The organism is Bartonella sp. DGB1 (genome assembly GCF_041345015.1).
Lineage (GTDB): Bacteria > Pseudomonadota > Alphaproteobacteria > Rhizobiales > Rhizobiaceae > DGB1.
This window is the reverse complement of record NZ_CP166769.1, coordinates 263800-283114: the sequence shown is the minus strand read 5'-3', so window position 1 is coordinate 283114 and position 19315 is coordinate 263800. Positions and strand designations below refer to the sequence as shown.

Sequence of the window (19315 nt, the reverse complement as noted above, 5' to 3'; positions counted from 1 at the left end):
CATCTATGAAAAAACTTTATTTATTACTTTTTTTAAACGGTTTAGCGATTGCTAGCTTTACTCCTTTTACTACCATCTATTTTCTAAATATTGGTTATGATCTAGCTTTCATTGCACTATCAAGCGCAATATTTAATATAGCAGTTACTATAGCAGAAATACCTTTTGCTCTTGTGGTTGATAGATATAACCCTAAATTATCTTTATATTTTGGTTTTATGTTACGTATAATAGGTTTTTATTTATTTACCGTTAATTTTGGTGTTAATTACATAATTTTAGGCTATATATTAACAGGTGTGGCGAATGCTGCTACGAGTGGTCCTCTTGGGGCAATGATAATAAATAATACACAAAACCAAACTTACGAAAATATAGCAATTGTAAAAAGTAGAATTAGTTTGTATGGCTCCATTTCTTCTTTATTGGGGGCAACTATAGGTTATTCATTATTTAATATTGAGGAATATTTTATTTGGCTTGCGGCAATAATATTTTTGTTATTAGCAATATTATTATTAGTCTTTATGCCAAAAATTAAAGCTGAAGGAGCAGATGAAAATAGCATGTTCTTTGTAAGAGGCGCTCTGAAATTATTTAAAATGCCAGTATTTTATATTCTGATATTTTTAAATATTGCTGCTTTTGGGCCGTTATTAGCTGCACCAGTAAAATTTAATGCAATTTCACCTAATATGCTATTATTTGGTCATTATGCCATAACTTTAACTAGTATCGTTGGTTCTAAATTATTCATGCATCTAAAATTTAAATTAACTTCTGCTAAATGGTTAGCTTTAGTTAATATATTAGCTCTGATTATGTTTAGCTTTGCTGATAATATGTTTACCATATTACTAACCTTCTCCTTAGTAGGAATAAGCCATTTATTCTTAACCTTACAAATAGGTGGGTTATTTTCTTCAAAAGTTGGTAATAAAATACGGGCTTGTTCTAGTTCAGTAATTTCCTTATCAGATTCCTTATTATTATTCATCATTGCGCCTATTATTGGTATGTTAGCTAATTATAATCTTAATTATGCTATTTTATCATCCACTTTAGTATATATGATTGTTGGTCTGATAATATTATTTAATAATAAACTATTCAAAGAAGCAAAAATTTAGATATAATATAATTATCAATAACCCACTCTATGGACAAACAGCAGAATAATTCATAAAGAATAGCAATAAAGATCTTGATATATTTATTAAAGAGAAGATAAAAAGTATTTACTACTAAGTTCCCTTACAAATTGGTATAGCAAAAATATCTTATTCCTCTGAATATAAAATACCTAAAATACCGCCACGCGCATCTTATATGTAACCACACACAATGAAGCTGAGTAAGATTCCTCAAAATCAAAATCCATAGGACGTAATTAGCAATCAACAGATGTTTGTGGTACTAGTCTTTACTTTTCAAATATATTCGAAAATATTCTTTCCTCTAAACAATTAATGATTAATACCCAAATTAACAACTGTTATTTATTCTTTAAAAATGATTAGAAAGTTACTAATAATTTTTTCTATAATAGTTTCCTATATTAAAATTTATAAAACCAGCATATTGTTAATAAGTTAGCAATATTTATTAGTTTCTCCAAAAATTATACCATTTTCGTTTATGACTTTTATTATTATCTTTGTAATTATATTTTTTTAATTTTTGATATCCGTTGATAATAGCCTTTCCACAAACTATAGCATTATCCTTTACTATAGCCATATCCGTTACTTGTGCATTGCCATAAATTTTTGCTCTGCCGTGAATTTTACTTTTACCACTAATAACTGCATTTTCATAGATTTCAGCCTGTTCTCCAATAACAGCTTTATCTCTTATTATAGCATTATTATATATCCAACTATGATCAGTTACTAAACTATTATCTTTTACTTCTGCATTACCACTAACTGTTGCACTTTCATTAACTTTAGCTTCATTTCTAATTATTGCATGATCATAAATACGTGCACTATCATAAACCATAGCATTATCTGCAATCCAACAATAACCTTGATGACTTAAGTTTTTCTCACTTGCGAGATAACCTCCAAGACTATGTTTTTTTACCTCTCCAAAATCACGTAAAGCTTTAATACGATGTAATTTCTGGTCACCGATAAATAAAATATCATCGGTTAAACAATATTTTTTATAAGTAAAATCTTCGCTACAAAAGAAAGAATTTGGTACATCTTCAGTATGGTTAATAATAGCATTAGCCATTAAAATAATGTTACCATCTAAAGTTACTTCACCATCAATAATAACATTATGACAAACACGCACATGGTCAGTTAAATTAGCTAGACCACCAACTTGAGCATTATGCATAAGCCAAACGTTACCTGAAAGTTTAGTATAACCAAATACTAAAACATTATGCATTAATCTACAATTACCCAAGATTTCAACATAATCAAAAATAGATACATTATGAGATAAAATAATATTACCTGATATAACAGCATGATCACACACTGTAACATTATCTTTAATTAATGTATTACCAGAAATTTTTGCATGACCTGAAATTTTAGCATTATCACTGATATAAGCATTATCACTAACCAAGGCATTATCGCTAATTATAGCATTACCGCTGACCCAACAATTACCCTTATGGCTCAAATTAAATTCACCAGTTACATAACCTCCGATATCACCAGTTTTAATATTAGCAAAATCTCGTACCGCTTTTATTCGATAAATTTTACTATTATTAAAGAAGATATATTCATTCGTTAAAATATATTTTTTTTCAAAAAGATTATTATCCATAATAACATTCTAGAATTAATAACTTAAAGATAGTTTAATATTATTAATTACAATATTAACTTTATCTTTTACACTAGTCAAAAATGTATTGTTGAAAAAATTATTTTCCGACGAGCAATTAATTTTACTTTGTTTAACAATTGGTATTATTGATTAATTTTACTTGATCTTTTAATACTGAGTTATAAAAAACTACGTCTGGCTAGATTCGCCTATTTGCTTTGGTCAGGATACTTTTATATTAAACCTAGCTACGGAATATAACAAAATATATAAGATGGAAGATGGAAGATGGAAGATGGAAGATGGAAGATGGAAGATGGAAGATGGAAGATGGAAGATGGAAGATGGAAGATTGGTTGCGGGGGCAGGATTTGAACCTGCGGCCTTCAGGTTATGAGCCTGACGAGCTACCGGGCTGCTCCACCCCGCGACAATTTACTATGCGAATTATAGAGTAATTTTAATATCATGTCAAATAATTACTTACTTATCTGACTATATCCCCAACTTTAAGTCTCCTAAAAAGTTATCTGATAACTTTTGTGGTTAATGTGTTAAGAAGATTTATTGATTAGTTAAATATATTTTTCAATCAAATGCTCAAAAATACCTGCTAAAATTTATAAATTAAAGATAATTTAATATTATTAGAAGATATGCTATCAAAGATAATATTATCTGTTGTGACCATATTATCTTTCCTAAAATTCACAAATGGCGAAAAAGAATAATTTTTAATATATAGCGGAAAATATGATTAATTGCAGAATTATCTATATATAGTAATTTAGCTATAAGCAGCTATCAATTGCAGACTTATTGTAAATTTATTCTAAATATAATAAATTTACTCTAGGCATCCCAAAAGGATTTTTACCTAATCCTTTAACCCACGGTTTAACTACTAAATTATTTATAGGATAATATAATGGAATGACGATTGCCTCATCTAGCAACATATATTCAGCCTTTTGAAGAAGTGCTCTTCTTTCTGCTAGATCTTTTGCAGTATAACTACTCCTTATCAAATCATCATATACTATATTACTATAAGTACTTACATTAGCACTATGACCAGTCAAGTAAGGATTTAAAAAAGTTAAAGCATCATTAAAACCAGCAGCACCACCAATAAACCAAGTTGCTAAATTACCAGCTATACATTCTTGTAAAAAAGTTTTCCATTCCATATGTTCAAGCTTAACTTCCACGCCAATATTTTTTTTATACATAGACTGAATAGCAACAGCTATTAATGGTCCAAGCTCACCACCACTTGCATAAGTCAAAGTCAAATTAAAAGGGCGATTTTTATTGAAACCTGCCTCAGCTAACAAGCGTTTAGCTTTAGCATAACGCTGTTTAGCTGTCCATTTCGCCCATTCAGGCTCAGCAAAATTTGCTCCCTTTATATTATATGGAACATAATTATAAGCTGGCTTTTGACCGGTAGCTAATATTTTATTTGTAATAACTTCCCGATCTACACCTAATTGTAATGCCTGCCTAACTTTTTTATTTGGTATTTTCTTAACATTCACACCTAAATAAAATATACCCAACCTAGGATAAACATCTAAATTCGCGGGATAATCTTTTTTGGCTCTTTCATATAAATTTTTAGGGGTATTTACATTAACTATATCTATCTCACCTATTTTAAATCTATTATAAGCTATATTATCATCAGAGATGACCAGATAAACAACCTTATCAATAGAGGTATTTTTATTATCCCAATAATACGGATTTTTCGATAAAACTACCTTTTCTTGCAAGATCAATTCATCTAATTTATAAGCTCCATTAGAAATAAAATTTTCTGGGCGCGTCCATCTATCACCATATTTTTCTATTATATCTTTACGTAAAGGTACTATGCCTGCTATTTCTATAAAATATGGAATAGATTTTTCTAAAGCAATTTCTACAGTGTAATCATCTAAAGCCTTAACCCCTAACGCACTAACTGGTAATTCTCCCTTAGCGATCGCTTCAGCATTTTTATAACCAATCTCAATTAAAGAACCAGCTAAGGGTGTAGCGGTTTTAGGATCTGCTATACGTTGAAAAGAATATACAAAATCATGTGCTGTAACAGATTTTCCATCTGACCATTTTGCATTTTTTCTTAATTTAAATGTCCAAATTTTATTATCTTTATTTGTCCAAGATTCAGCTACTCCTGGTACCATATTACCATTTATATCACGTACTACTAACCCTTCAAACAAATTTAGTAAAATCTCATTAGCGTGAGCATCCAAACTATAGGTAGGATCCAAAGTAGATGGAGAATCAGGTATAGATAACTTAAGAGTATTTTGATTATTTTTGCTATTTGCCAGAACAGAAGAGTTCCCGATAGCATATATAGACAATAAAATTACGCCACATAAAATTTTTATTAATTTAAAGATATATTGCATTTAACTCCCCTTTTAATATCCGCTCTCTTAATCAGGTTAACATAGATATCCCGATTGTCAAACCATTTTTAACCCTTGTGGAAAAGCAAATATTGTTATTATGATAAAAATATGATAAAAATAATCATAATTTTTAACTAAAGGCTAAAACATGATAAAAATTACAGGTGTTTCAAAAAAATTTGGTACAAATTTTGTAATAAAAGACACTTCTTTAGTTTTTCCGTCTAATAAATTAACTGCCATTATCGGCCCTAATGGAGCAGGAAAATCTACGTTATTAATGTTAATCAGTAGGTTATTACCCATGGATAAAGGTTGTATTTGTGTAAAAGACATGGATATATTAACCACTCCTTCCTCGACCTTAGCCAAACAATTGGCTATTTTAAGACAAGATAATCACCTGCTACCAAGAATTACTGTTTATGATTTAATTCTTTTTGGACGTTATCCGCATACTAAAGGAAAACCCAATAAAAACGACCAAGAGCATGTAGCTAGATCATTAAAATTTTTAGGATTAGAAAATTTAGCAACTAAATTTTTGGATGAATTATCCGGAGGACAACGACAACGTGCTTTTATAGCTATGGTATTATGTCAAGATACAGAATATATATTATTAGATGAGCCTTTAAATAATCTAGATATGAAACATGCTATTTCTATTATGAGATTATTAAAAAAAGCAGCTGAAGAATTAGGAAAAACCATTATTACTGTACTACATGATATTAATTTTGCCTCTTTATATACTCATCATATAGTTGCAATGCGAGATGGAGAAGTAAAATACACCGGTTCTCCTCATGAAATTATTTGTGCTGAAAAACTACATTCTCTTTATGATCTTAAAATGGATATCACCCAAATTGGTGGATGTCCATTTGCTATTTATTGTAGCTGTGAAGAAGAATGTTAATAAAAAAGCTAATTAGCTGCATTAATTAATGTATCATTTAGACATATTTTTATATAAATATTTTTCTCTAGATTGTTTTTTCATGGTAATTGAAAATCCCGCCTTAGAAGGAGGCATATAAGCAGCTCTTTTTATCACGCATGGATCTTCAAAATGCTCATGTAAATGATCTACATATTCTATTACTCGACCTTCTTTTGTACCAGAAATACAAATATAATCAATCATAGCTAAATGTTGTACATACTCGCACAAACCTACACCACCTGCATGGGGGCAAACAGGTAAATTATATTTAGCCGCCATTAATAACACTATTAATACCTCATTTAAACCACCTAGACGACAAGCATCTATTTGTACAACATCAATAGCACCCGCCATAATAAACTGCTTAAACATTATACGATTTTGACACATTTCTCCAGTAGCAACTTTTACTGGAGTTACGGCAACACGAACAGCCTTATGACCTAGAATATCATCCGGACTTGTTGGCTCTTCAATAAACCAAGGCTTAGCAAAGCTCAATTGCTTTACCCACTCAATAGCTTGCGATACTTCCCAAACCTGATTAGCATCTATCATCAATTGTCTATCATTGCCAATTAATTCTCTAGCAAGAGATACACGACGTATATCATCTTGTAAATTATGCCCTATTTTTAACTTAATATGTTTAAAACCCTCGTCTAGCGCTTCCTTAATAAGCCCTCTTAATTTATCATCATCATAACCTAACCAACCCGCTGAAGTAGTGTAACAAGGATAACCTTCTTTTTCTAATGTTATTATACGCTCTTTCTTACCAGATGCTTGTTGTTTTAACATTTGCAGCGCTTCATCTTTAGTTATACAATCAGTTACATAACTAAAATCTAAACATTTAACTAATTGCTCTGGTGACATATCGGCTACTAAACGCCAAACAGCTTTATTCTCTTTTTTTGCCCAAAGATCCCACACTGCATTAACTATAGCTCCTGTAGCCAAATGTATTGCACCTTTATCTGGACCTATCCAACGTAATTGACTATCTCCGGTAATATAAGACCAAAAACGTCCTATATCTTCTGTTATCCACTCAAGATCTAAACCCACTAATAAATGTTGCATGGAATTAATTGCTATACAACATAACTCATTACCTCTACCAATGGTAAAAGTAAGACCATGACCTTCTAAACCAAGATCCGTTTCCAATATCACATAAGCAGCTGAATAATCAGGGTCAGGATTCATTGCATCAGAACCAGCAAAACTCTGAGAGGTAGGAAACCGAATATCTTCAACGCGCATACCAATAATTTTGGTCATTTTATCTCCGCAGGTAATATTATTAAATTACTTTTTCGCATTAACCACTAATTGATTTTGCTCACCTAATCCATCAATAGCTAACTTAATTTTCTGTCCGGCTTTTAAAAATACTGGCGGGTTTAATCCTAACCCTACTCCAGGAGGCGTACCCGTAGCGATAACATCACCTGGTTGTAAACTCATAAATTGACTAAGATAAGATATTAAATAGTCTACTGTAAAAACCATAGCTTTAGTATTACTATCTTGATATCTTTTTCCGTCTACTTCTAACCATAAATTTAAATCATGAACATCAGCTATTTCATCTTTCGTGACTAACCAAGGACCTATAGGACCAAAAGTATCACAGCCTTTACCTTTATCCCAACTACCACAACGATTTAACTGATAATCGCGTTCAGATACATCGTTAATAACACAATAACCAGCTACATGCGTCAATGCATCTTTCTGCTCAATATATTTACCTCCTTTACCTATCACCACACCTAATTCCACTTCCCAATCAGTTTTAGTAGAATTAATAGGAATTTCTATATTGTCATTAGGGCCTATTATTGCGCTAGTCCATTTATTAAAAACAACTGGCTCTTCTGGTACTTTACAACTAGTTTCAGATGCATGAGCAACATAATTCAAACCGATACAAATAAATTTACCTACATTACCAACACATGCTCCTATTCTGACATCATTTGGAACTAATGGTAACCTAGTTATATCGATTTTTTTTAACTTTTCTAAATTTTCTGGTAACAATATATCACCAGCAATATCTTTAATATACCGATAAATCACGTATATTACCATTATTATCTAATATTGCAGGAAGCTCTTGCCCCTTAGCACCATAACGTAAAAGTTTCATTATTAATCCTTATTTTACTTACCTAAAATCAATAATATTTAATTACTCCAACCACCATCAATAATTTGTATAGTTCCGGTAGTATAGCTAGCAGCATCTGAAGCTAAATAAAGAACTAATTCAGCAATTTCTTCTGCTTTACCTATACGACCCATTGGTTGCCTTGAAACAAATTCATTATAAACATCTTGCTCAGTTTTATTCTGTAATTTAGCTTGCTCAGCTATACGTAACTTTAACGATGGAGATTCTACTGTCCCCGGGCAAATAACATTACAGCGAATATTTTTTGCCACATAATCAACAGCAATAGATTTTGTCAAACCAATCACAGCTGCTTTACTAGCAGAATAAGCAAAACGATTAGATACACCTTTAACACTAGAAGCAACAGAGGACATATTAATTATAGAGCCTGAGCCATTTTTTAACATACAAGGTAAAAAGGCTTGTATCATATGAAACATTGATTTAACATTTAAATTAAAAGATAAGTCCCAATCTTCTTCATTACATTCTAAAATTGTTCCATTGTGTACATAACCAGCACAATTAAATAGTACATCTATAGTTTTAACTTTTTCTGCTAATTCTTTTATTTTATCTACGCACATTAAATCTAAACAAAATTTTTCAGACGCATCTAATGTATTAAGAGTCGTTTGATTAATATCTACTGCAATTACATAAGCACCATGTTTAACGAATAATTCCACACAAGCACGACCAATACCTTGCGCTGCTGCTGTAATTAACACTCTTTTTCCTTTGAGATCCATATTTCTCTCCAATTACCTGTTATCACATAACATAATCTCGCAACAGCTAAATACAATAATTTATTAATAAATACATAATTAAATATTAGACATTTTAGTAACTTTTGCCTCTTGCAGATCTACTTCACGTAAAAAGTTATCCATACTTTCTTCCGATATTTTTTTATTTTTATATAACTGAAAATACATTTTTCTCTCAGCTTTTAAACCTATTACTCTTATTTTTTTTTCATATTGCAAAATTAAATTAACGTCCTGTTTTTGATCAGAAGCTGCTAACAGATCATCATGTTTTTGTTTATAACTTTCAATCACTCTCAAACTAGCTATATTGTATAAATCACCTCGACCATGTTTTAAATTCGCCCAATTTTGCACTGATTTTTCTACTGCTAAAATCGCGGCTTCTGTAGCTGCTATTCTAGCTGCTTGTTCTAATTGTGCTTCATTAGAACCTTCAATTGTAAAGTTACTATTAGCTAATAAAATAGGTAACGCAAAGGTTGCAACTATAAGTGACAAAATAATCACACCTGCCGCTAAAAAAATAATTAAATCCCTATCTGCTAATGGTAAACCATCATTCAGGACAAACGGTAAAGTTAACACACCAGCTAAAGTAATAGTACCTCTCACACCAGCTAAAGAAGCAATAGAATTAAATTTTAGTAAAGTGGAAATATTTTTATTAACTAAAGTTAAATTGAACCAACGCAACTGTAATAAAATAAATAACCATATAAAACGGCATAACATTAATACAACAAATATTATGATTACACAAAAAATCAACCAAGAAAAATATAAATAATTATTAACACCATCAGGAATAGCAACACGCTGGATAATATAAGGTAATTGTTGTCCTAATAAAATAAAGATGGTACCATTAGCCGTAGATTGTACCGCATCCCATATCACCCCTCTTTTAATTCTAACTGAAGAATCTACAGCTGTAATACCTTCAGCATAAGTTACAGCAAAACCGGCTCCTACAGCTGCTAAAATACCAGATGCCCCTATTAGATCCCCTAAAAAATAAGCCGCAAAAGGGGTTAACAAACTTACTAATATTGGTGTACCAGCTTCTTCTCCAAATCTACTTGACCAAAAAATTACTAGATATGTCATAATATAAGTAACCAATATTCCAGCAAATAAACCAGCTATTGAAGACCAAATAAGTAACGCCACGGCCTCACTAGCCGAAAAATAACCTGTTAAAGCAACTGCTACAGCTAATTTCATTGAAACCAACCCAGAAGCATCATTTAATAAAGCTTCCCCTTCCAATATATCCATCAATCTTTTAGGCAAGGGTAATTTTTCTGTAATAGCAGAAACAGCTATTGGATCAGTAGGTGATAATATTGCAGCAAAAGCAAAACATATTGGTAAAGGCACAGCTGGTAATAACCAGTTAATTAATAAACCTCCACCTAAAATAGTCACAAATACTAAACCAAATGCTAAGGCTAATATTAACCATTTATCTTTTGATAAAGCCTGCTTAGAAATACGCCATCCATCTAAAAATAATAACGGCGGTAAAAATAAAATAAAAAATAATTCAGGATATAATAAAATTTGAAAATTTTCTACTGCTACTAATAAAGCTCCGCAAGCAATTTGAACTAATGGTACAGGTACAGGTATTGGTAAAGCATGTGCAACGGCACCACTAATTACAACTGCTGTAAGCAGAAATAAAACTATAACAACCGCCTCCACATGCCCTCCGTAAATATTAATATATTATTATATTATTATGATACAATCTATTTTATTTTTTTGCAAAAGTTTTTAGATTCATTTCCCCTAATAAGCGTCCACTAACTACTCCTGCTATCATAGAACCATTAACATTTAGAGCAGTTCTTCCCATATCTATTAATGGCTCTATAGAAATTAATAATGCCACTAAAGTTATAGGAAAGCCCAAAATAGGCAATACTATTAATGAAGCAAAAATAGCACCGCCTCCTACACCCGCAACACCCAAAGATGAAATCATTACAATGAATGCTAAGAAAAGGAAAAAGTTCGGCGACCAAACATCAATACCCATAGTAGGAGCTATCATAGTTGCTAACATAGCAGGATAAATTCCTGCACATCCATTCTGACCTATAGTGGCTCCAATAGATGCGGAAAAACTAGCGATACTAGAAGAAACACCCAGCCTTTTGTTTTGAGCTTCAATATTTAACGGTATCGTAGCCGCACTTGATCTACTACTAAAAGCAAAAGACAAAACTGGAAATATTTTTTTAAAGTAAGTTACTGGAGAAATACCTATAATCAATAACATAAGAGCGTGTATCATAAACATTACGAAAATAGCTAAATAAGATACAATGATAAAAGTACCTAATTTCATAATATCTGATAATGAAGAAGTCATTGCCATCTTAGTGACTAAAGCAAATACTCCATAAGGAGTTAAAGAAATTATAATTTGTACTAATTTCATAATCCAAGCTTGCAGAATGTCTATAGAAATTAATAGTTTTTTACCTAGTTCTTTATTATCATTATATAATCGCAAAGCGGCCAAACCAAACAAGATAGCAATAATAACCACACTAATCACAGAGGTAGGATTAACTCCACTAAATTCCACGATAGGATTTTGTGGAATAAAAAAAGAAAGTAAAACATCAGGCACAGTTAATCCATCTAGTTTTTCAACGCGAGTTGCTAAATTTTTCAACATTTGTAACTCAGCAGGACCAGCTGTCAACCCCGCTGCAGTTAAACCAAAAATGGCGGTTAAAAATATACCTACAAAGGCTGAGATAAGAGTCGTAAACAATAATATAGATATTGTTAATATACCAATTTTACCAATAGAACGATTATCATATAACTTTGTTATTGCTGCTAAAATAGATGTAAAAACTAATGGCATCAACATCATTTCTAATAAACGAATATAGCCAACAGCTACAATATCCACCCAACCAATTAGTTGCTTTGTTACTTGAGTCTCAGAACCATAATACCAATTTAACAAAACTCCGATAATTATACCAAGCACTAACCCAGTAAATACACGTTTAGATAAGCTAAAGGATTTTGGCAAGAATTTAAATAAGACTAGCATAGACAAAATAAGAATAACCAGCCCTAGTATAAATTGAAAATTCATTTAAAACTCCTCAGGTAACATAGCAAACTCTATAATATTATATAATTTTACAATTTAACAAATTAAGCTATGTAATAACCACAACCACATACGCAGTCAAAACTAAGTTATCACACCTTTACGTAATAAAAAACACCCATAAGGACGGACGTCTCCTACTTGTATAATTGCAAAAGCTTGAGAAGCTTGCTTATAAAATTCAAAACGTTCAATACCAATAAATTGTTTCTCCTCCATACCTGCACTAAGAATTTTCTTTCTAACCTCTTCTTGCACTTCAGGTATTGACGCATTATCTTCAATAACTAACATTCTACGTACAGGATCTTTTACATAAGTATCTAAAGGATATACCGTTAAAATTGCTTCTATTACCTGTGCCATAGTCAACCCTGGCATTTGAATCAACTGCTGAGAACTAGTTAGCCGAGCGAGTTTTTCAGCTGGATGATTAGCATCGACTATAGCAAGATCGTCACCATGTCCCATAGCGGCTAAAACCCATAATAAATCTGCGGTTAAGATCGGTGAAATATTTTTTAACATATTAATTCCTTTAAATTTATTTAATTAACTGATATTACCTTAACTAAGATAATGATTATTTCTCAATGTCAATCGAAGCCAACTAACAAATTTAAAATATAATAATTTAATTATTAAATGCGTTATATAACTAAATGTGATCTAGCATCATGTATAAATTAATTGGTATAATATATATTTATAACCTATTTCCAAAACTATCTACAGTCTTTAAAATAATTTAATTATATATTGACAATAAAAAACCTTTATTTTATCATGAAATTATATAAATAAGAAAGGATACTAGAAATGACAAACAAAATATTTGTACAATTAACGAAAGAAGCAAAAGTTAATGTTTTCAAAGCGGCTCGCCAATCAAAACCTTCTTATGCTGAGCCAATTGGTACAAAATAATAATACACTGGGAGGCAGTGTTGATATATATAAGAGAAATTTACATAAACAATTATTCTAATATATGTAACGACATAGGTGTATTAGCAAATAATGATCTCATTAATAGAAAAATACAATCTATTAACCTAAACTCTGCTTCCCTTCGCTCTGATGGCTCTTGCTTAGATTTATCTAATATATATATATATTGTGAATCTGTTCATAATTATAAAAAAGATGACTTACGCGATATTTTGATATTTGATGAAAAAACTGTGTCTGCTGTAATTATAGATAAAAATTTGCTTACTGGGTGTCCCTATTGTTTTGATAGTAAACTTAAAACAAACATTGAGCTTTACGGGGTTAGAAAAGCAAAGCTTTATGACTCTACATCCGTTATATTTCTAACACTTGTGTTTCATTATTTCCATAATATTCCTATAGCTATTTGTAACATTATGCCAGAACAAAATTGGTCGCTAATGATGCCTTTAGCTAATTGCAATAATTGTAAAGATATTATAAGAACGCCTGATGATTTTAGAAATATATATGTAACAGAAAAAAATATTATTTCTGATAGCTCAGCTATTAAAAATAACATTACTACTGAACAGCAATCAAATAATTTTCTAGAAAATAACAGACTTTTTATTGGCTTTTCTGCAGTGATGTCGAATTTTGTGAAAATAGATGAAGAAAAAGAGGTTAACTTAATTGGCTCTCCTATATTCCTCAGTAATGAAGATAATAATTATGAAATTTCAGGAGGAAAAGGAAAAACCTTATGTCAAGCTGCAGCTAGTTGTTTAGGAGAGGGTCTAGAAAGATATTTTTTAAGTGGGATATTCTCAGAAAAAGAAATAAAAACCAACAAAGATAATCCTCTAATAATTAATATAGAGAAAGAATTTGGTTTCCCTTATCATCAACCAAACTACCACTTTAAAGAATATGAACCTAATTTAATAATAAGTTGGGTTAAATCTGAAGATTTAACCCATAACCAAGAAATTTACTTACCAAGTAATATAATTTTTTGTCCTGATATAAATCTGAAACTTATATATCACCTTCTAGCACTAACGGTGCTGCATGTGGAGCTAATTTATATGAAGCCACAACAAAATCACTATTAGAATTAATCGAAAGAGATGCTTTTTATTTTTATGCACGAACTAATCAATCAGTAAAACACGTACCATTAGAACTATTACCACATGACATAAAAAATATTATAAACAACCATGATTGGGCAGATTTTCAAATAATGGTTTTACCTTCCCCTTTTGAAAATATTTTTGTTACTCAAACTGTACTTACAAATAAAAATAATAATGGTTCGCTAACATCTAGAGGTACTGGAGCAAATATAAATTTTTACGATAGTATACAAAAATCTATAAATGAATGTTTACAAATGTATTATTCACTATCATCAAATGAAATCATCAATAAAGCTAATCTAGATATGCGTTATTTATGGTACACAGGCGAAGCAAAAAATAAATTCAGCAATTTTTTTCATCCTAAACATTTTATCATGAAAAATAAATGAATTTAACACTCATATTGAAGATGTTGTACAACATATAATTAATAGTGCTAAAAAACAAAATTTAAATGTTTACAGACATACTATATTAAATACTCCTACCTTTAGTGTAGTAAAAACTGCTATGTCACAAATAACTTCAATAGATGGTATATATTTAAAAAATAATATAAGATATCAACAGTTTGCGAAACTCTTAAATTTAAATCCTATCATTATAAATTATAACGGTTCCTTATTCATGTAGGCATCTATGAAAAAACTTTATTTATTACTTTTTTTAAACGGTTTAGCGATTGCTAGCTTTACTCCTTTTACTACCATCTATTTTCTAAATATTGGTTATGATCTAGCTTTCATTGCACTATCAAGCGCAATATTTAATATAGCAGTTACTATAGCAGAAATACCTTTTGCTCTTGTGGTTGATAGATATAACCCTAAATTATCTTTATATTTTGGTTTTATGTTACGTATAATAGGTTTTTATTTATTTACCGTTAATTTTGGTGTTAATTACATAATTTTAGGCTATATATTAACAGGTGTGGCGAATGCTGCTACGAGTGGTCCTCTTGGGGCAATGATAATAAATAATACACAAAACCAAACTTACGAAAATATAGCAATTGTAAAAAGTAGAATTAGTTTGTATGGCTCCATTTCTTCTTTATTGGGGGCAACTATAGGTTATTCATTATTTAATATTGAGGAATATTTTATTTGGCTTGCGGCAATAATATTTTTGTTATTAGCAATATTATTATTAGTCTTTATGCCAAAAATTAAAGCTGAAGGAGCAGATGAAAATAGCATGTTCTTTGTAAGAGGCGCTCTGAAATTATTTAAAATGCCAGTATTTTATATTCTGATATTTTTAAATATTGCTGCTTTTGGGCCGTTATTAGCTGCACCAGTAAAATTTAATGCAATTTCACCTAATATGCTATTATTTGGTCATTATGCCATAACTTTAACTAGTATCGTTGGTTCTAAAATTATTCATGCATCTAAAATTTAAATTAACTTCTGCTAAATGGTTAGCTTTAGTTAATATATTAGCTCTGATTATGTTTAGCTTTGCTGATAATATGTTTACCATATTACTAACCTTCTCCTTAGTAGGAATAAGCCATTTATTCTTAACCTTACAAATAGGTGGGTTATTTTCTTCAAAAGTTGGTAATAAAATACGGGCTTGTTCTAGTTCAGTAATTTCCTTATCAGATTCCTTATTATTATTCATCATTGCGCCTATTATTGGTATGTTAGCTAATTATAATCTTAATTATGCTATTTTATCATCCACTTTAGTATATATGATTGTTGGTCTGATAATATTATTTAATAATAAACTATTCAAAGAAGCAAAAATTTAGATATAATATAATTATCAATAACCCACTCTATGGACAAACAGCAGAATAATTCATAAAGAATAGCAATAAAGATCTTGATATATTTATTAAAGAGAAGATAAAAAGTATTTACTACTAAGTTCCCTTACAACAAATTGGTATAGCAAAAATATCTTATTCCTCTGAATATAAAATACCTAAAATACCGCCACGCGCATCTTATATGTAACCACACACAATGAAGCTGAGTAAGATTCCTCAAAATCAAAATCCATAGGACGTAATTAGCAATCAACAGATGTTTGTGGTACTAGTCTTTACTTTTCAAATATATTCGAAAATATTCTTTCCTCTAAACAATTAATGATTAATACCCAAATTAACAACTGTTATTTATTCTTTAAAAATGATTAGAAAGTTACTAATAATTTTTTCTATAATAGTTTCCTATATTAAAATTTATAAAACCAGCATATTGTTAATAAGTTAGCAATATTTATTAGTTTCTCCAAAAATTATACCATTTTCGTTTATGACTTTTATTATTATCTTTGTAATTATATTTTTTTAATTTTTGATATCCGTTGATAATAGCCTTTCCACAAACTATAGCATTATCCTTTACTATAGCCATATCCGTTACTTGTGCATTGCCATAAATTTTTGCTCTGCCGTGAATTTTACTTTTACCACTAATAACTGCATTTTCATAGATTTCAGCCTGTTCTCCAATAACAGCTTTATCTCTTATTATAGCATTATTATATATCCAACTATGATCAGTTACTAAACTATTATCTTTTACTTCTGCATTACCACTAACTGTTGCACTTTCATTAACTTTAGCTTCATTTCTAATTATTGCATGATCATAAATACGTGCACTATCATAAACCATAGCATTATCTGCAATCCAACAATAACCTTGATGACTTAAGTTTTTCTCACTTGCGAGATAACCTCCAAGACTATGTTTTTTTTACCTCTCCAAAATCACGTAAAGCTTTAATACGATGTAATTTCTGGTCACCGATAAATAAAATATCATCGGTTAAACAATATTTTTTATAAGTAAAATCTTCGCTACAAAAGAAAGAATTTGGTACATCTTCAGTATGGTTAATAATAGCATTAGCCATTAAAATAATGTTACCATCTAAAGTTACTTCACCATCAATAATAACATTATGACAAACACGCACATGGTCAGTTAAATTAGCTAGACCACCAACTTGAGCATTATGCATAAGCCAAACGTTACCTGAAAGTTTAGTATAACCAAATACTAAAACATTATGCATTAATCTACAATTACCCAAGATTTCAACATAATCAAAAATAGATACATTATGAGATAAAATAATATTACCTGATATAACAGCATGATCACACACTGTAACATTATCTTTAATTAATGTATTACCAGAAATTTTTGCATGACCTGAAATTTTAGCATTATCACTGATATAAGCATTATCACTAACCAAGGCATTATCGCTAATTATAGCATTACCGCTGACCCAACAATTACCCTTATGGCTCAAATTAAATTCACCAGTTACATAACCTCCGATATCACCAGTTTTAATATTAGCAAAATCTCGTACCGCTTTTATTCGATAAATTTTACTATTATTAAAGAAGATATATTCATTCGTTAAAATATATTTTTTTTTTCAAAAGATTATTATCCATAATAACATTCTAGAATTAATAACTTAAAGATAGTTTAATATTATTAATTACAATATTAACTTTATCTTTTACACTAGTCAAAAATGTATTGTTGAAAAAATTATTTTCCGACGAGCAATTAATTTTACTTTGTTTAACAATTGGTATTATTGATTAATTTTACTTGATCTTTTAATACTGAGTTATAAAAAACTACGTCTGGCTAGATTCGCCTATTTGCTTTGGTCAGGATACTTTTATATTAAACCTAGCTACGGAATATAACAAAATATATAAGATGGAAGATGGAAGATGGAAGATGGAAGATGGAAGATGGAAGATGGAAGATGGAAGATGGAAGATGGAAGATGGAAGATTGGTTGCGGGGGCAGGATTTGAACCTGCGGCCTTCAGGTTATGAGCCTGACGAGCTACCGGGCTGCTCCACCCCGCGACAATTTACTATGCGAATTATAGAGTAATTTTAATATCATGTCAAATAATTACTTACTTATCTGACTATATCCCCAACTTTAAGTCTCCTAAAAAGTTATCTGATAACTTTTGTGGTTAATGTGGTTAAGAAGATTTATTGATTAGTTAAATATATTTTTCAATCAAATGCTCAAAAATACCTGCTAAAATTTATAAATTAAAGATAATTTAATATTATTAGAAGATATGCTATCAAAGATAATATTATCTGTTGTGACCATATTATCTTTCCTAAAATTCACAAATGGCGAAAAAGAATAATTTTTAATATATAGCGGAAAATTAAATAAATATTCTAATCTTAAAAAGATATGTTCAGAAAAACCATATTCAACACCTAAACTTACTAAACCTGAAATAGTAAAATTATCAATTTTACTGCCATCTTTATTATAAGATAACATCGAAAAATTACCTCCTATCATAATAAAATTATTAAATTTTTTATAATGATAACTTAACCCACCTAATAAATTACCTGATATAATTTGATTAAAATATCCTAAACAAGCAAGATTAGATTGTTCCTCAGCTTTATCAGCAGATTTTTCTGTAAAAATTACCTTATAATCTATGTTATAAATATTAGGGACAAGCATATAATTTAATGAAACTTCTTTTTTAAATAAAATATTTTCCTTTAACGATAAATTACGGCCATATAAAAAATTTATATTGAAATTATTTTGTGATGCTCGTGGAAAAAAGTAACTACTTTCATAAGAACTATAATTATCTGTACGAGCAGATTGCAATATATGCAAACCTTTAAATGATATATTAGAAAAATTAAACCCAACCGCTATATATTTGCCACTCCAGTCAAAATTAGGCTTTTTATTAACTGCTACAACAAAATTAGCACTGAACAAAAAAAGATTAATTATAATTAAAACAATAAAGGAAAATTTAATATTAACTGATAATAATTTTATCAAAAAACTACCTTTATTAAATCTATAAGCTATATATGCTATATTAGCTAAATAAAGAAATATATAAATATCAGGATCTATTAATCTATAT

Annotated in this window: 16 protein-coding genes, 2 tRNA genes and 1 pseudogene; 6 read left to right on the top strand and 13 right to left on the bottom strand. The window is 29.9% G+C overall.

Going from position 1 to position 19315, the window contains the following annotated elements:
• The first annotated feature begins 5 nt into the window (after positions 1-5).
• Positions 6-1130 (top strand): MFS transporter, encoded by a 1125-nt coding sequence (locus tag AB6T46_RS01340; protein ID WP_370931646.1) that lies wholly within the window; start codon positions 6-8, stop codon positions 1128-1130.
• A gap of 475 nt (positions 1131-1605) precedes the next feature.
• Here the strand turns inward: AB6T46_RS01340 and AB6T46_RS01335 are convergent, their stop codons facing one another.
• From AB6T46_RS01335 to AB6T46_RS01325, 3 genes are all read right to left on the bottom strand, one after another.
• Positions 1606-2799, bottom strand: a complete 1194-nt coding sequence (locus tag AB6T46_RS01335; RefSeq protein WP_370931645.1) for a hypothetical protein — start codon at positions 2797-2799, stop codon at positions 1606-1608.
• Between the two features lie 356 nt (positions 2800-3155).
• Positions 3156-3232: transfer RNA gene (locus tag AB6T46_RS01330), tRNA-Met, on the bottom strand.
• Positions 3233-3629: 397 nt separating this feature from the next.
• Positions 3630-5231, bottom strand: a complete 1602-nt coding sequence (locus AB6T46_RS01325; RefSeq protein ID WP_370931644.1) for a peptide ABC transporter substrate-binding protein — start codon at positions 5229-5231, stop codon at positions 3630-3632.
• Between the two features lie 151 nt (positions 5232-5382).
• Here AB6T46_RS01325 and AB6T46_RS01320 point away from each other — a divergent pair, with 151 nt between their 5' ends.
• Positions 5383-6156 (top strand): ABC transporter ATP-binding protein, encoded by a 774-nt coding sequence (locus AB6T46_RS01320; RefSeq protein ID WP_370931643.1) that lies wholly within the window; start codon positions 5383-5385, stop codon positions 6154-6156.
• 33 nt (positions 6157-6189) lie between these two features.
• Here the strand turns inward: AB6T46_RS01320 and AB6T46_RS01315 are convergent, their stop codons facing one another.
• The 6 genes and pseudogenes from AB6T46_RS01315 to AB6T46_RS01290 form a co-directional block, all read right to left on the bottom strand.
• A complete protein-coding gene (locus AB6T46_RS01315; protein ID WP_370931642.1) occupies positions 6190-7473 on the bottom strand; it encodes an L-fuconate dehydratase in 1284 nt (427 codons plus the stop codon).
• 27 nt (positions 7474-7500) lie between these two features.
• A pseudogene (locus AB6T46_RS01310) lies at positions 7501-8347 on the bottom strand (fumarylacetoacetate hydrolase family protein).
• A gap of 38 nt (positions 8348-8385) precedes the next feature.
• A complete protein-coding gene (locus tag AB6T46_RS01305) occupies positions 8386-9126 on the bottom strand; it encodes an SDR family oxidoreductase (protein WP_370931641.1) in 741 nt (246 codons plus the stop codon).
• 78 nt (positions 9127-9204) lie between these two features.
• Positions 9205-10857, bottom strand: a complete 1653-nt coding sequence (locus AB6T46_RS01300; RefSeq protein WP_370931640.1) for a Na+/H+ antiporter — start codon at positions 10855-10857, stop codon at positions 9205-9207.
• 52 nt (positions 10858-10909) lie between these two features.
• Positions 10910-12277: a cation:dicarboxylate symporter family transporter gene (locus AB6T46_RS01295; protein WP_370931639.1), complete on the bottom strand. Its 1368-nt coding sequence runs from the start codon at positions 12275-12277 to the stop codon at positions 10910-10912.
• Between the two features lie 102 nt (positions 12278-12379).
• On the bottom strand, positions 12380-12823 hold the full coding sequence (locus AB6T46_RS01290; RefSeq protein WP_370931638.1) for an RbsD/FucU family protein: 444 nt from the start codon (positions 12821-12823) through the stop codon (positions 12380-12382).
• A 416-nt stretch (positions 12824-13239) separates the two neighbouring features.
• Here AB6T46_RS01290 and AB6T46_RS01285 point away from each other — a divergent pair, with 416 nt between their 5' ends.
• The 4 genes from AB6T46_RS01285 to AB6T46_RS01270 all read left to right on the top strand — a co-directional run bounded on the left by AB6T46_RS01285 (position 13240) and on the right by AB6T46_RS01270 (position 16141).
• Positions 13240-14346, top strand: coding sequence for a YcaO-like family protein (locus AB6T46_RS01285; protein WP_370931637.1), 1107 nt, complete (start codon positions 13240-13242; stop codon positions 14344-14346).
• Entirely contained in the window at positions 14274-14765 is a 492-nt protein-coding gene (locus AB6T46_RS01280) for a YcaO-like family protein (RefSeq protein ID WP_370932033.1), read from the top strand. The genes AB6T46_RS01285 and AB6T46_RS01280 overlap by 73 nt, the downstream gene beginning before the upstream one ends.
• 250 nt (positions 14766-15015) lie before the next feature.
• Positions 15016-15783, top strand: coding sequence for an MFS transporter (locus AB6T46_RS01275; RefSeq protein ID WP_370931636.1), 768 nt, complete (start codon positions 15016-15018; stop codon positions 15781-15783).
• Complete coding sequence (locus tag AB6T46_RS01270; RefSeq protein ID WP_370931635.1) at positions 15767-16141, top strand: hypothetical protein; 375 nt, start codon at positions 15767-15769, stop codon at positions 16139-16141. The genes AB6T46_RS01275 and AB6T46_RS01270 overlap by 17 nt, the downstream gene beginning before the upstream one ends.
• A 478-nt stretch (positions 16142-16619) precedes the next feature.
• On the opposite strand, the gene AB6T46_RS01265 is transcribed toward AB6T46_RS01270, so the two are convergent.
• From AB6T46_RS01265 to AB6T46_RS01250, 4 genes are all read right to left on the bottom strand, one after another.
• Positions 16620-17018 (bottom strand): hypothetical protein, encoded by a 399-nt coding sequence (locus AB6T46_RS01265; RefSeq protein ID WP_370931634.1) that lies wholly within the window; start codon positions 17016-17018, stop codon positions 16620-16622.
• 70 nt (positions 17019-17088) lie between these two features.
• Complete coding sequence (locus tag AB6T46_RS01260; protein ID WP_370931633.1) at positions 17089-17664, bottom strand: hypothetical protein; 576 nt, start codon at positions 17662-17664, stop codon at positions 17089-17091.
• A 507-nt stretch (positions 17665-18171) separates the two neighbouring features.
• A tRNA-Met gene (locus AB6T46_RS01255) sits at positions 18172-18248 on the bottom strand.
• 184 nt (positions 18249-18432) lie between these two features.
• Positions 18433-19227 (bottom strand): outer membrane protein, encoded by a 795-nt coding sequence (locus AB6T46_RS01250; protein ID WP_370931632.1) that lies wholly within the window; start codon positions 19225-19227, stop codon positions 18433-18435.
• Between the last annotated feature and the right edge of the window lie 88 nt (positions 19228-19315).

Bases quoted from the DNA above. Each gene is read 5' to 3' on its own strand.
- AB6T46_RS01340 (WP_370931646.1), top strand. From the start codon at position 6: ATGAAAAAACTTTATTTATTACTTTTTTTAAACGGTTTAGCGATTGCT.
- AB6T46_RS01335 (WP_370931645.1), bottom strand. From the start codon at position 2,799: ATGGATAATAATCTTTTTGAAAAAAAATATATTTTAACGAATGAATAT.
- AB6T46_RS01325 (WP_370931644.1), bottom strand. From the start codon at position 5,231: ATGCAATATATCTTTAAATTAATAAAAATTTTATGTGGCGTAATTTTA.
- AB6T46_RS01320 (WP_370931643.1), top strand. From the start codon at position 5,383: ATGATAAAAATTACAGGTGTTTCAAAAAAATTTGGTACAAATTTTGTA.
- AB6T46_RS01315 (WP_370931642.1), bottom strand. From the start codon at position 7,473: ATGACCAAAATTATTGGTATGCGCGTTGAAGATATTCGGTTTCCTACC.
- AB6T46_RS01305 (WP_370931641.1), bottom strand. From the start codon at position 9,126: ATGGATCTCAAAGGAAAAAGAGTGTTAATTACAGCAGCAGCGCAAGGT.
- AB6T46_RS01295 (WP_370931639.1), bottom strand. From the start codon at position 12,277: ATGAATTTTCAATTTATACTAGGGCTGGTTATTCTTATTTTGTCTATG.
- AB6T46_RS01290 (WP_370931638.1), bottom strand. From the start codon at position 12,823: ATGTTAAAAAATATTTCACCGATCTTAACCGCAGATTTATTATGGGTT.
- AB6T46_RS01275 (WP_370931636.1), top strand. From the start codon at position 15,016: ATGAAAAAACTTTATTTATTACTTTTTTTAAACGGTTTAGCGATTGCT.
- AB6T46_RS01270 (WP_370931635.1), top strand. From the start codon at position 15,767: ATGCATCTAAAATTTAAATTAACTTCTGCTAAATGGTTAGCTTTAGTT.
- AB6T46_RS01265 (WP_370931634.1), bottom strand. From the start codon at position 17,018: ATGGTTTATGATAGTGCACGTATTTATGATCATGCAATAATTAGAAAT.